The 13,907-nt window shown below is 33.4% G+C and carries 13 protein-coding genes and 1 pseudogene; 10 read left to right on the top strand and 4 right to left on the bottom strand.

Annotated features, from left to right (window positions below; genetic code table 11):
- Positions 1-334 precede the first annotated feature (334 nt).
- A complete protein-coding gene (locus AZF04_RS17135; protein ID WP_061949817.1) occupies positions 335-718 on the bottom strand; it encodes a hypothetical protein in 384 nt (127 codons plus the stop codon).
- A 170-nt stretch (positions 719-888) separates the two neighbouring features.
- On the opposite strand from AZF04_RS17135, the gene AZF04_RS17130 reads away from it, so the two are divergent.
- The gene (locus tag AZF04_RS17130) at positions 889-1,314 is read left to right on the top strand and encodes a DUF4064 domain-containing protein (protein ID WP_061949816.1); all 426 of its coding nucleotides are present in this window, start codon (positions 889-891) and stop codon (positions 1,312-1,314) included.
- Positions 1,315-1,881: 567 nt separating this feature from the next.
- On the opposite strand, the pseudogene pdxR reads toward AZF04_RS17130, so the two are convergent.
- Positions 1,882-3,344: pseudogene (gene pdxR / locus AZF04_RS17125) on the bottom strand (MocR-like pyridoxine biosynthesis transcription factor PdxR).
- Between the two features lie 746 nt (positions 3,345-4,090).
- Positions 4,091-4,483, bottom strand: coding sequence for a FixH family protein (locus AZF04_RS17120; protein WP_061949815.1), 393 nt, complete (start codon positions 4,481-4,483; stop codon positions 4,091-4,093).
- Between the two features lie 301 nt (positions 4,484-4,784).
- On the opposite strand from AZF04_RS17120, the gene AZF04_RS17115 reads away from it, so the two are divergent.
- Positions 4,785-5,372 carry a hypothetical protein gene (locus tag AZF04_RS17115; RefSeq protein WP_061949814.1) on the top strand — a complete coding sequence of 196 codons (588 nt, stop codon included), beginning with the start codon at positions 4,785-4,787 and terminating at the stop codon, positions 5,370-5,372.
- A 318-nt stretch (positions 5,373-5,690) separates the two neighbouring features.
- On the opposite strand, the gene AZF04_RS17110 is transcribed toward AZF04_RS17115, so the two are convergent.
- The gene (locus tag AZF04_RS17110) at positions 5,691-6,599 is read right to left on the bottom strand and encodes a PhzF family phenazine biosynthesis isomerase (RefSeq protein ID WP_061949813.1); all 909 of its coding nucleotides are present in this window, start codon (positions 6,597-6,599) and stop codon (positions 5,691-5,693) included.
- A gap of 467 nt (positions 6,600-7,066) precedes the next feature.
- On the opposite strand from AZF04_RS17110, the gene AZF04_RS17105 reads away from it, so the two are divergent.
- The 8 genes from AZF04_RS17105 (at position 7,067) to AZF04_RS17070 (ending at position 13,878) form a co-directional block, all read left to right on the top strand.
- Positions 7,067-8,077 carry a permease gene (locus AZF04_RS17105; protein WP_061949812.1) on the top strand — a complete coding sequence of 337 codons (1,011 nt, stop codon included), beginning with the start codon at positions 7,067-7,069 and terminating at the stop codon, positions 8,075-8,077.
- The gene (locus tag AZF04_RS17100; RefSeq protein ID WP_061949811.1) at positions 8,077-8,874 is read left to right on the top strand and encodes a TIGR03943 family putative permease subunit; all 798 of its coding nucleotides are present in this window, start codon (positions 8,077-8,079) and stop codon (positions 8,872-8,874) included. The genes AZF04_RS17105 and AZF04_RS17100 overlap by 1 nt, the downstream gene beginning before the upstream one ends.
- Before the next feature lie 138 nt (positions 8,875-9,012).
- Positions 9,013-9,540, top strand: a complete 528-nt coding sequence (locus tag AZF04_RS17095) for a GNAT family N-acetyltransferase (protein WP_061949810.1) — start codon at positions 9,013-9,015, stop codon at positions 9,538-9,540.
- A gap of 311 nt (positions 9,541-9,851) precedes the next feature.
- Positions 9,852-10,562 carry a DUF3784 domain-containing protein gene (locus AZF04_RS17090; RefSeq protein ID WP_061949809.1) on the top strand — a complete coding sequence of 237 codons (711 nt, stop codon included), beginning with the start codon at positions 9,852-9,854 and terminating at the stop codon, positions 10,560-10,562.
- A 61-nt stretch (positions 10,563-10,623) separates the two neighbouring features.
- Entirely contained in the window at positions 10,624-11,124 is a 501-nt protein-coding gene (locus AZF04_RS17085) for a GNAT family N-acetyltransferase (RefSeq protein ID WP_161485278.1), read from the top strand.
- A 12-nt stretch (positions 11,125-11,136) separates the two neighbouring features.
- Positions 11,137-11,982, top strand: coding sequence for an aminoglycoside 6-adenylyltransferase (locus AZF04_RS17080; RefSeq protein WP_061949807.1), 846 nt, complete (start codon positions 11,137-11,139; stop codon positions 11,980-11,982).
- 365 nt (positions 11,983-12,347) lie between these two features.
- Entirely contained in the window at positions 12,348-12,947 is a 600-nt protein-coding gene (locus AZF04_RS17075; protein WP_052340236.1) for an RNA polymerase sigma factor, read from the top strand.
- The gene (locus tag AZF04_RS17070; protein ID WP_061949806.1) at positions 12,937-13,878 is read left to right on the top strand and encodes a hypothetical protein; all 942 of its coding nucleotides are present in this window, start codon (positions 12,937-12,939) and stop codon (positions 13,876-13,878) included. The genes AZF04_RS17075 and AZF04_RS17070 overlap by 11 nt, the downstream gene beginning before the upstream one ends.
- Positions 13,879-13,907 lie beyond the last annotated feature (29 nt).

The raw sequence follows: 13,907 nt of genomic DNA, 5'->3' as shown, positions 1-13,907 counted from the left end.
AGAAAAACCAAACTTTTACAATTAAACCGAAGCATGTTAAACTAAAATGATCACAAGAAGGAATTTCCGATTAATAGAATTCATTCAATAAAGCGAGTAAACAGGAGGGGATATTCATTTTTGTATTATTAGCTATTTTATTACTTCTAAGTTTAGTAGGGTTTTTCTATGCTTATATGACAATGAATATTAAGCTGCGCTTCACCTTAATCATCCTTTCATCTTTGATTTTAATCGGAGTGATCATTTTCTTCATTATATTGCCTAATTGGTTCGGGGCCCCTTGAGAATAGTAAATAGCGTATTCAAAACGCCTTATAATCTATAATGAATATTAGGATCTGGATTCCTTATACACTTGTCCCTTATACCCTTTCCATCTTAACGGTGTATACACATCTATGGAATGCGCCATAACGGCCCCAACCTTTGGAAATTGCTTTCGAAAAAGTCTACACGCATTAATACGATAATCATTTAAATGAGTAATGCGGTTATCATATGGAACCAAAATCTCTGAATACAGAGCTAATTGCAAACTAAACTCCTGCTGTTCTTCATGAAAATACTCTTCTATAACTCTTACATTTGTCATTTTAAATGTATTAGTATGCACCTTTAGAAAGTCTTCAATTACTTTACTTTTTTCTTGTTCTGTCCAGCTTTGTGAAGAATATAAATAAATAAAAGCTTCACAGAAGGCTTTTCCTTTAAACACGTGCAAAACCCTCTCTAAATATGATACAGTCATTGTATCTTATTTATTGAAGTAATCAAACGATTCTAGTTTATTCTTGGACTTGGAAGGTTATTAGTATTAAATAATAGGATTCTTTTTACTAGAATCAAATAGAAATGTAAATGAATATGTGGAGGGATACATAAGGAATGAAAAGAACAGGAGAATTTGTGTTAGGAATTATCGGTGCTGTTGGATATACCTTTTTTACATTCATAGGTATTATACTGATTTGGTTTCAAAATAATGAAGAACTTATGAGAGATTCTTTTCAAAGAGTGGTCGAACAAAATCCTGCACAATTAGAAGTGATGGATATTGACCTCTTTATCTCATCGATACAAAATGTTTCGGCAGTGTCTATATTGCTACTATTTGCAGGTAGTTTAATAGCTGGAATCATAGCGATGATAGCACTTAGAAAAAATAAAAAGCCTATTTTAGCAGGGATATTGTTTATAGGAGCTGCAGTCATTTCGACTATTTTTTCTGGAGGCGTTACGATTTTTGCAGCGATTTTCTACTTGATTGCTGGAATTATGAGTGTAGCTAGAAAGCCAAAAGTAACGGTCTAGATTAATCGATGGATTTGAGATAATAAAATAACTTTTTTAGGCTACCACATACCAAATTCTCTTGGTATGTGGTAGCCTTGTTCTCGTTTCTACACTTTTACAAAAGGAGCAGGTGTCTAGCAAAACTCCTATTCATTAAGCACTTAAGTGCACATGTGATGGTTTATAGCTCTCAATAATTAGATTTGATTAAGCTTTAAAGGATAAAGTGGATGGTCTAAATAGGCATGAATTGGACGGTGAATATTATAAATTTATTAGTTATAGTGTTAGAGAATGTTACCTTAAGACAGTGTTAGAAGGTGCAAAGTCTAGTAGTTAAAAAGCAAATCAATTATAAGTGAGATGAGGTTTAAACATGATTTTTTTAATTATATTTGCTGCTATTGTTAGTATAGTTGGTTTGGTCATTACTTTGCTAATTACTAAATCAGAGGATGTTCATTATTCATCTAATAAGAGTTTATCAAACCAATTGTTTATTTATTGTATACTCATTCCATTAATAATTATTGTAATAATTATAGCCATATTAATCACTTAACATAGATTAGGCTGTAATAGGGATTAATCCAGAGATACGTTTCTTTCAGAGCATTTTAAGGTGTACTCTAGTGCATGACTAAATCTTTCTATTCCTTCTTTTATTTTCATTTCGTTTTCCCTAGCGAAGGTGAAGCGTACATACTGTTTTTTGAGCCTAACAATGAGCCAGGAGTGTAGATAACGCCTTGTTTTATAGAATTCTTTAATAACTTAGTTTCATCAATATCCTTTTCTAATTTACACCAAATATGTATTCCACCTAATGGGTTAGTGAACTCTACTTTATTTTTTAAAAAATCGTTTAAACTTTCTACGATTTGGTTACTACGTTTTTCTAACTCATTCACTAAGTTTTCCAAATGAGGGTCAAAAATTTTAGATTCTAGAAAATCATTAGCGATCCATTGAGTATAACTAGAATGCCCAAAGTCTACTTGTTGCTTAGCATCTGATAACCTTTCTATTACTGATGTAGGGCCTATTATCCATCCAATTCGTAAACCGGAAGCAACCACTTTAGACAAGGAGCTTATATAAAGTACGTTTCCGTTTTGATCCATTGATTTTAAGGTTGTGACTTTTTCCCTGTTAAAAGATGTCAGACTATATGGATCGTCTTCAACAACTGGAATTCCATATTCAGCTGATATCTCTAAAATAGCTTTCTTTTGGTTTTCACTTAAAAACGTCCCTGTAGGATTTTGAAAAGCTGGATTTAAAAAAATCATTTTAATACGATGTTTTTTATGTAGTTCTAACAATTTATTAGTATCTAGACGGTTTCCTTTTACTGGTAAATGGTGTACTTTTATACCTGTTGATTTGAAAATAGGAAGATTATAATGATAGGATGGATCTTCAATTACAATCGAATCATTAGGCTTTAATAAACATTGAACCACTAAGTGTAAAGCTTGCTGAGCGCCAGAAGTAATTAAAATAGATAAGGGATCGGTCTCAATATCTCGATATTGCTTTACATGCTTTGCTATTGTGTTCCTTAATATTGCACTTCCTTGAGGGTGGTCATAACCTAGTCTTCCGCTAAAAGATCTTGTAGATGTAAGCTTTCTTAAAGTTTTAATTGGAAAAAGATCCTTTGATAATTCGCCACTTGCTAAATTAATTAATTTTTTTTCTTCTGTTTCTTTACGAACTTTTTGTGCTATTGGTAAATTAGGTAAAAACAAACCTGCTTCAATGTAACTATTCCAACTAGGTATCCTCTTTTTCGTAAGTCCCCATATATCTTTACTAATTGTAGTACCACTTCCACGTTTTCGTTGTATAAGGCCATTTGATTCTAACTCATCATATGCTGCTACTATAGTAGTTCTATTAACCTTTAGCTCTTTAGCTAAAAATCTTTCAGAGGGGAGTTTTTTGTCTGTAGGGAACGTACCATCAGCAATACCCTTCTCTATATAATCTGCTATCTGTTTGTAAATCGGTTTCTCAGTTTTTGGGTCAATATTCCAATCCATTCAATACAATCCTTTTTAAACATATTTTTTTTAGTTTATCCTAATTGTTATGTTTTTAAAAAGTGAGTGAATTTCAGAATTGATCTATAAGTGAATAAAAACGAACAAATATTATAAAAATGTCCTCACTATTTATGAATTAGATTGTTGATTGTAACGATAGGTAGTGACTCCCGAAGGAAGAGCGCAGTCTGAAAATCTACTCTGACGAAGCTCAGCGTAGTTAGAGTTAGCTGAAGACAAGCCCTTGGGAAAGCACTTACCTAAAGTGAAAATCAAAAACCTAACCGCTTGGTTTTTATCAAAATGTTTGTTAATAAACTTTTTGATTGTAACGGTAGGTAGTGACTCCCGAAGGATCAGCGCAGTCTGAAGATCCACTCTGACGAAGCTCAGCGTAGTTAGAGTTAGCTGAAGACAAGCCCTTGGGAAAGCATCTACCTAAAGTGAAAATCAAGAACCTAAACAATCGGTTTTCATTATAATGTATGAATGATGAAATTGATTCAAGTATATCTAAAAAATCTAGCTAACGATAAAGATTTAATAAAGTGTAATAAATCTTTAAAGAAAGATTAGAATTTTAGTACTTATAAGGAGAGATATAAAAAAAAATCAAGATTTGGATGAACATAATTGAACTAAATGGAGTCATAAAAGTAGCAAAGACGAGGGGATAGTATAAGTATCTCCTCGTCTCCTTATTTATTGTGTATAGTACGGTTGTCTAGTTAACAGAGGGTTTTTTATGCCTTATCAACATATACTTTAAAGTCAGCCGAAGTCTTTATGAGTTCATTATTTTCGACAGTAGCTCTTATATAATATTCTCCACTTCTGGGGAAGGTAGTTTGAACTCTATAAGTACCATTATTTAAATTAGTAGAATTAGCTTTTCTGTAGTTCTCAGAGCCTGCTTCTCTAATTTCAAAGTAGACTCTATTTGCATCCTTTAATTTTTCATTATCTTTAGTGATAGTTGCGTCTAGCAAAATAGCTCGATTTTTTAACAATACTTCTTGCACAGGTAATATATCAAAATCAATAGAGCTTTCATGGATATTAAAGTTCTCTGAGAGCTTTATTGAAAAAATAGAAATCATTATGATAGCTAATCCCACTATTATTCCCTTTTTCATTTCTAAATACCTCCTGATTGTAAAATCTGTGTTGGTTTGTAATCAAAAGACTACAAATTAATTATAATTCTTTTTTATTTTTATACTTCATCCAATTTACAAATATTTTAATCATCCAATTCTCTTATTTGATTAAGATTCTAGGTAAGAATAACTTAATCATTTTCTTTAAAAAGCCTTTAAATGGCTGTCTTATACCACACCTTCACTGCGTGTTTTATTTGTTTGGAGGCTAGGAATAAAATGGTTATATTTAATAGGAAGAAAATGTTAAAATAGGAATATGAGGGGTGAGAGGCGTTTGAAGAGTAGTATAAAAATCATCTTATTTATTAGTTTATTGTTATTGATAGCTTTAGCGAGTTATAGGATCATACCTAATCTAATTGAAAACTACTTAGATTCTGCATTATCTGATGAGGAAAATAATCATACTTATGCAGATGAAGAAGATACTTATCTAGAAGAAGCTCTCTCAAGTGATGGAACAACCACAGTAAAGGAAAATGAAGTAGAGCAAGTTCACCAATTTATCTCAAATATTCATCAGCAATGGAATGATATAGTAGGTTGGGGTGGTTATCAAAATTTGAATTTTGATAAATTAGCAGATGTGCTACAGGAGACAGAGACAGAAATCCTTGAAATCAAAAAATTAATATCAGATGAAAGAATAATAGAAGACTTAGAGAATGCAAAAAGCTTATTCGTTATTGGAGTTGAACAAGAAAATCAAATAGCGATCGTCTATGTTCATCGGATTTTTCATGATTTAGACATTATTTACAATGGATACAGCAACAATAAAGGATTTGGTGGGTATTCAAATCTTGACCAACAAGGTTCGGTGAAGGTGGATCAACTGTTGAAGGAATTTAAAGAAAGCTAGCTCTGTTTATGAATCACTATAAACAGAGTTAGCTTTTTGGGTTAATAGTTGAGTGAATTTCATCATTGCTCTGTAAGTGAATGAAACAGAACGTTTATTAAAAAAATGTCTTGAATGTTTGTGAATTTACTTTTTTATTGTAACGGTAGGTAGTGACTCCCGAAGGATGAGCGCAGTCTGAAGATCCACTCTGACGACGCTCTGAATAGTCAGAGTTAGCTGAAGACAAGCCCTTGGGAAAGAATCTACCTAAAGTGGAAATCAAAAACCTAACCGCTTGGTTTTCATTATAAGATATGCATGATGAAATTGATTTAGTTAAAGGATTTTTTCTGTTAATAAAAGCTCATATTCGTCCACATATACAGCCGTACCACTCATAAATATTTCCAACTCTTTTTCTTCAAATTGTTGAACAGATACGTAGACCTTGCCTTTTTTGTTCATCTCATTCCCTTGTTCAATAATTAATTGATAGGAAGGCTTTGACAACTGTTCAATATACGTAGCAAAATAGGCGCCCATTACCCCTGAAGCCGTTCCCGTTACCGCATCCTCTATTGTACCAGAATAAGGAGAAGAAAAATGTCTCGCATGCATATCTGCTTCACTATCAAAGGCATCTAAACAAAATGGATGAACGGAAGCATTTGGAATTTCCTTAAGTATAGAAGGAAAGGCTTGATTATGGGGCTTCATCCGTTTAAAAGCTTCTAAGCTATTGATTGGGATTAATAAGGTCCAAATACCTGTACTACCATATACAATAGGATGATGATTCGAGATGTCCTCTTCTTTTAAACCAATCGCTTGTGCGATATCACTTTTGGAGCCTTTGAAATCTTGAAATTGAGGAGATGCCTGTTTCATAGTGATTCTAAAAGAGTTATCAACTTCTTCTATTAATATAGGTAAGATACCAGCGTTCGTTTCAATCGTAATCTTTTTTTTAGTAGACAAAAAATTCATTGATTTTAAGGCAAATAAAGTCGCTACTGTTGCATGACCACATAAATTCATTTCATGACCAGGAGTAAAATAGCGTATTTTCAAATCAGCTACCTCCGACTTTAAGTGGAAAGAAGTTTCATTAAAGCCTATTTTAAAAGCGATTTCCTGCATTTCTTTTTCTGTTAAATCATCTGCTTGTAATACAAGGCCAGCGGGATTGCCAAGATTAGGTTCATTTGTAAAAGCATCATAATGATAGACCGTAACACTTTGCATATAAAAACCTCCTTAACATATCAATGATTCTGTCATTTTACCACTTATTGATTAGAAAATGGATCTTTTTATCCATTATTCGAAAAATTGAGATAAATATTGATGGTAACTCTATTGAATTTATTTCATCATTGCTTTATAAGTGAACGAAACAGAACATTCATAATAAAAATGTCTTGAATGTTTGCGAAATCACTCGTTGATTGAAACGGTAGGTAGTGACTCCCAAAGGATCAGCGCCGTTTGAAGATCCACTTTGACGAAGCTCTGCGTAGTAAGAGTTAGCTGAAGACAAGCCCTTGGGAAAGCATCTACCTAAAGCGGAAATTAAAAACCTAATCGCTCGGTTTTTCATTAAAAGATAGAAATGGTGGGTTCTATTAAAAAAGGAAATCTATTAAAATATTTGGTTAAACTGTTCTAAAATATTCATCTCTCTCTATATATAGAAAGAGGAGGGGAGAGCTATGAAAAGATTTCTCTATGAATGGTTTAGTTATCTGTTGTTTCTGTTTTTAATAGTGTTGATGGTAGCTTTTCCTTTTTTCAAAAAGCTAGATTGGGGAGCGGTTATAAAAGAAGAGGTCGTCGGGCTACTTACGATTTTTTTTAGCATTCTATTAGAAGCTTTCCCCTTTTTATTAATAGGTGCCATTTTTTCAGCATTAATAGGAATTTATATTAAACCAACTCATCTCTCTAGATGGTTACCTAAGCACCCTATCCTTAGTATCTTTCCTGCTTTATTACTAGCACTCATTCTGCCAATATGTGAATGTGCAATTGTCCCTGTTATTAGAAGATTTATTAAAAAAGGTATGCCTGTTCATGTGGCTGTTACCTTTATGACAGCTGCACCTATATTAAATCCTGTTGTGGCAGCCTCGACCTATTATGCCTTTAATATGAATACTTCCTTTTTAGTTTGGCGAATGGTACTCGCTCTTCTTTGCTCATTGGTGATTGCTATAACCATCTATTTTTTTTATAAAAAAAACACACAACCAAATGAAATTCTAAAAGAGAATTCGAAACAGGCAAAGGGATTTGAGCATGAACATGATCATAAAAAAGGAATAATGAATATAATCGATCATACTTCAGAGGATTTTTTGTTTATGGCGAAATTTTTTATAATAGGGGCTTTTTTAGCTAGTATTTTTCAAACTTTTTTTGCTAGAGAGTGGCTTGGATTCATTAGTGAACATGCTGCTTTTAGTATTATTTTAATGATGCTTCTATCTTATATACTTTCTCTTTGCTCAGAGGCTGATGCTTTTATTGCCGCTTCATTTGGTGGCACATTTTCCTTCTCGGCTACTCTTTCCTTTTTAATTTTAGGACCGATGCTGGACCTGAAAAACACCTTAATGATGATGTCTACTTTCAAATGGAGATTTATAATCATATTTCATTTTGTCGTTTTCTTCGTTGTGTTTATAATGATGATAATCTTTTCACTATTGGGGATGAGCTAATGAACAAAGAATATAGTCAATATATATCTGGAATACTCTATATGGGCTTTTTTTTATTATTTCTAGCTTTGTTTTTACATGGTTCCATTGATTATTATATTGCTCCAAATATGCAAAAGTTTGTTCTATTTGCCATGCTTGTATTTTTTGTATTAGGTATTACCCAGATGTGGAAAAGCTCTGCTAAGAAAAAATCAGATTGTGAAAAGGGATGCTCGCATCATAGAAAGAACTCTTCATCATTTATTTTTATTTTCCTTGTTATTATCATTGGATTTATACTTCCTGATTATATTATGACGGAAAAAATGGCTCATCTAAAAGGGGTTCAATATACGTTTTCTTTGAGTGAACAATCTCTATCACATAATCAAAGTGCTTATGATAGGCATTTTGATATAGTAGAAAATAATTTGAAATCGGTGAATAACGCGTGGCAGGTGGAGGATGCTGATTTTTTAGAAGCATTAGGCTTAATTCACTATAGAATCGATCAATATATTGGGGAAGAAATGATATGGACTGGATTTGTTTATCGAGATCCTAAACTTGAAGAATCTGATTTTGCTTTATCGCGATTTTCATTTAGCTGCTGTGTGGCTGATAGCATAGGCTATGGATTAATTGTAGAGTCCACTGTTGAAAAAGAAATACCTAGCGATTGGGTGAGAATAAAGGGAGTTATTCAAGAAAAAGAAATAAATGGTGAAATAATTCCATCTCTAAAACTACTTAGCTATGAATCAATAGACGCACCTCCAACCGCTTATGTCACGCCAACGATTTTCTCACAATAGCAGTGTGTTACTTTTCAATCATAATCAATTGCTCCTAATTTACAGTAAAAAGATAAAATAAAGAGATTTTAATCGAACAATCTTGTCCTTAAAATGATATAATTTTAGAAGGTAACTGGAAGAACTAGGAGATTATATATGCAAAATATAAAATTAGTAAAACCAACGGCGACATTAAAAAGTGAATATATAGAATTTTATAGAGATTGGATAAATAGTGAAGAAAAAATGGTGCCATGGGTGATTCAAGAAAACCCAGAACCTTTCGAAAGAATGATCCAGTTTTTAGTAGAGCAAGAAAATGGAGAAGGACTAATAGGAGAGCAGGTAAAAAACTCTACCTTTTGGCTAAAAAACGATAGTGGAAAGGTAGTCGGCGCTGTAAATATACGACATGAGCTCAATGGTTTTTTGAGAGAACAAGGAGGCCATATAGGTTACGGGATCAGACCTTCCGAAAGAAAAAAGGGTTATGCAACAGAATTACTGAAATTAGCGCTGAAAGAATTGGCAAAGCTAGGGAAAAAGGAAGCTTTAGTTTGCTGTGATAGTGAAAATATCGCCTCTTTTAAAACGATTAAAAATAATGGAGGAAGGCCCGAAACGGATTATGTTCATTCTGATGGACAAATCATCAAGAGATTTTGGGTTCCTTGTCATCTATAATAACTTTTTTCTAATTGAGTCCATTTCATTGTACCTTTATAAAGTGAACGAAATCGAACCATTATTATAAAAATGTCTTAGATGTTCATGGAGCAACTACTGATTGTAACGCAAGGTAGTGACTCCCAAAGGAATAGCGCCGTTTGAAGATCCACTTTGACGAAGCTCTGCGTAGTCGAAGTTAGCTGAAAACAAGCCCTTGGAAAGCATCTACCTAAAGTGAAAATCAAAAACCTAATCAATCGGTTTTCATTAAAAGATAGAAAAATAGAAAAATGATATAAACAATATGTAGTAGGGGGGAATACAAATTGCTTGTTTTGATCATCATTCAGTTAGTTATGGTTATCATGTTTTATACTTTTAGCTATCTCATCTTAAAAAAGCAATATTACGGCTTGATTAATGGATTCTGGTCTAAGCCAAAGCATGAACAAAAAGAGTTGATTGAAAAAGGATATCCGCAAGCGAACGGCAAAATGCTGCATCGTTCGGGAACGATTTTATTAATTGGATTGATTCTCTATCTAATAGGAATTCCTTATATGATAGAAATTTCTTACTTGTTTTTAGTCATTTTTATCTTAAGTAATACGCTTTTAATTAATCGAATGGAAAATGAAAAAGTTAAAAAACGTAATAAATATATTTTAATAGGGAGCTCTATTTTCTTTATCGCTTTGATTTCTATTCTGTTTATTCCAAATCAAATCGAAATTAGTGATGATGAGCTTAAAATAAGTGGACCTTACGGAGTCACTTGGAATATAGAAGAGATTGACAGTGTGGAACGTTTAGAAAAGCTTCCCACCATTAATCTAAGAACAAATGGAATTTCTATTTTTAATAAGAGGATCGGTCATTTTCAAGTAGAGAGCTTCGGGAATTCCCGTCTTATTTTGAATAATTTAGATGCTCCATTTCTCTTGATTCAAAAGGAGGAGCAAACTCTTTTTCTGAATGAAAGTAGTTTTTATCAAACAGAAGAATTATACGAACAATTAATGAATCTGATAAACTGAGCAGAGAGTAACGAGAAATAAATCTTAAAGAAAGTTGTAGGGTATTAGGTTGGAAATTTTATTGAAAAAGTTAGACATACACGATAAAGAGTCTCTTTTAGATTTTGAAAAAAGAAACCGTACATACTTTGAAAAGTTTGTTCCAAGCAGAGGAAATGATTATTATCTGAAAAACGAATTTAAAGAAAGGCACAAACAACTACTGCTCGAGCAAGAAAAGAACGAGTCATTGTTTTTTCTTATCCAGAAACGAGATGGGACGATAATAGGGCGTATCAATGTTATTGACATTCAAGATCAAATTGGTGAAATAGGCTATCGTATAGGAGAAGAATTTGTTGGTGGAAAGGTAGCCAGTCAAGCCGTTTCGCTTTTATGTCAACAATTATCAGATCCACCTTTTATAAATATGCTTCATTCATTAAAAGCCAAAACACTTGTTGAGCATATTGCTTCTCAAAGAGTATTAGAAAAAAATCATTTCAAAAAAATAGCTACGGAAGAAGTGACGATAAATAATCAAACCTTGAACTTCTATATATATGAATATCAGCTTTTATAAGTGGGGGATTATATGAGAACAGAAGAAGAAATGTTCGAGTTAATTTTATCTGTTGCCAAAAGTGATAGAAGGATACGGGCAGTATGGTTAAATGGCTCCAAAGCCTCTCCACATGCAAAAAAAGACCGTTTTCAGGATTATGATATTGTGTATGTAGTGAAATCGTTAAATGAGTTCATTGAAAATACAAACTGGCTCCATGTATTTGGAGAAAGAATCATTATGCAAAAGCCAGATGCGATGTCGATGTTTTCAGTTAGAGAGGACCGTTATGCTTTTTTAATGCTATTTAAGGATGGAAATCGGATTGATTTAACATTAGTCCCTCAATCCTTAAAAAAGGAAATCTTGCTCGAAGAAAAAATGACGAAGGTTTTGTTAGATAAAGATTATGATTTACCTCAGCTTGAAGCCCCTACTGATTCGGATTTTTGGATAAAAAAGCCGTCTGAATCATTCTATGATAACTGCTGCAATGAATTTTGGTGGGTGACTACATATGTTGCAAAAGGAATATGTCGGAATGACATCCTTTATGCACAGGCTCACCTCAATCAAGTCATTCGCCCCATGCTATTACAAATGATCAGCTGGAGAGTAGGTATAATCACACAATTTTCAGTAAGTGATGGAAAGTTTTATAACAGAATCCCTGACTATTTATCAGAAGTGGATCAAGAGCAGCTTCTCAAGACATATCCTAGTGGAATGACAGAAGAAATTTGGCAATCTTTATTTATAGCTATTGAGCTTTTTCGGAAATTTGCTAGAGAAGTAGGTCAGCAGCTTGGTTATCAGTACCCTGAATCCGATGATAAGAAAGTACATGGATATTTAGAGTCTTTGTATAAAAGCTAATACAACATACATTAAATGATTCTATTCCTTTAAGTGGGGAAGAATCTTTTTTTATTTTCGTTGTCACTGAATGAATTTCATCATTGATCTCTAAGTGAACGAAACCGACCATTCATTAAAAAAATGTCTTGGATGTTTGCAAATTCACTCGATGATTGTAACGGTAGGTAGTGACTCCCAAAGGAAGAGCTCCGTTTGAAGACCCACTCTGACAAAGCTCTTTGTAGTCGGAGTTAGCTGAAGACAAGCCCTTGGAAAAGCATCTACCTAAAGTGAAAATCAAAACCTAATTGATCGGTTTTCTTAAAAGATATGAATGATGAAATGGATTCAACTGATAAAATATTTTAAAGGAAAGCATCCTTTTGAAATCTCGACCGTCTTATATAATGACAAACAAAGAAGCAGGTGAGGTTATGGAAGATGAAGTGCTAGTTACACATATATTAGAAGGAGACGATCAAGCTTTACGAGTCTTATATGATCGATATTTCCAATCTGTATTTCAATATGCTTATATACAAACGGGTGATTATCATTTTGCTGAGGAAGTCACACAAGATATTTTTAGTAAGATGGCAAAAAGCCTTCATACATTTAAGGGGAAATCAGCTTTTAAAACATGGCTTTACACATTAGGTAGGAATGTTGTAATTGATTTTCATAGAAAGCAGAAACGACATAAGGGTGTTGTCAGTTTACCATCAGAAAAGATGGAAGAAGTATCTAATAACTATAATCCACAACAAAATTATGAAATAAGAGAAGAGCTCATTCGTTGTCTTAATACGCTGCCAGAGGATTATCGGACGGTTATCGTTTTACGTTTTATTGAACAATTTTCAATACAAGAAACAGCTAAAGTCATGAAAAAAACGGCTTTATCTGTAAAGTCCCTTCAGCACCGCGCAAGAAAACAATTAGCCCAACTTATGGAAGGGGAGGGTAACAGCTATGAGTCATAATAAGGACAATGAATCCAAACAGGTGGAGGAAATGGTTAAACATATTCGAGTAGAAGCAAGAGAAGATTTTAAAGAATCGCTTTTTCAACAAATCTCTCAAGATATCGAGCATAGTAGAAAAAATGAACGAAAAAGGTTCACTATTAAGAAATTCGTACCGGCTGCAAGTGTATTGGCTGGTGTAGGAATAGCAACGATGTTAGCCATTTTAATCCTCACGAATGGTGGTCCGGTAACAGAAACACCTGCAGACGATCCACCACCAGCACCTATAGAAGATGAAGAAGTGGAGCATGAAGAAAATGAGCAGGATAATGATCAGGAAAATCCTGAACAAGAAGAGCAGGATGAATCGAATGATTTCAGTGATGATCCATGGCAAGACTCATTAAACGAGTTTGGAGAATCAGGAAGACAAGAAGTGATTATAAAAGATGTGACTGTAGAAGGCCAAGTAGAGCCTCGTAATTATCAATTACTTGATTTTGAGGAGTTGCCATTTTCGACTTATTATCCTTTTGATTTCATGAATTGGTCAGTCTCTCAATTTTCTCGAGAAACTGAATTAAAGGAAGTGATAGGTGCAAGAATGGAAAATGAGATTCAATTAGAGAATTCAGTCGAAGAGAGTTTTATTGAAGTAGGATTCTTTCAACCAGGCATAGATGAAGAAACGGCATTACTTTATTTTGAAGAAGCAGTAGAAGAGTATGGTGGCGGTCAAGTTATAGAAGTGGAAAGAGGGCAGATATCTAGAGTACAACTAGATCGTAGAAATAGTATTTCTTATATATCGCTTGCCCAAAAAAACGATATGTACTTTTATATTGCTGAAGTTTACTATATTGAAATGGGAGATGGCTTAGCTTCCATCAGCGATGTCTTTTTAGATGAATGGCAATGGAAGATAGACGGTTCAAGTTTAAGATAATAAAGAAGATATGAATGAAAACCCCCATT

Origin of the sequence: Alkalihalobacillus trypoxylicola (genome assembly GCF_001590785.1) — a bacterium.
Lineage (GTDB): Bacteria > Bacillota > Bacilli > Bacillales > Bacillaceae_D > Alkalihalobacillus > Alkalihalobacillus trypoxylicola.
The sequence above is the reverse complement of the archived record's forward strand: the minus strand, read 5'-3'. Positions and strand labels throughout refer to the sequence as shown.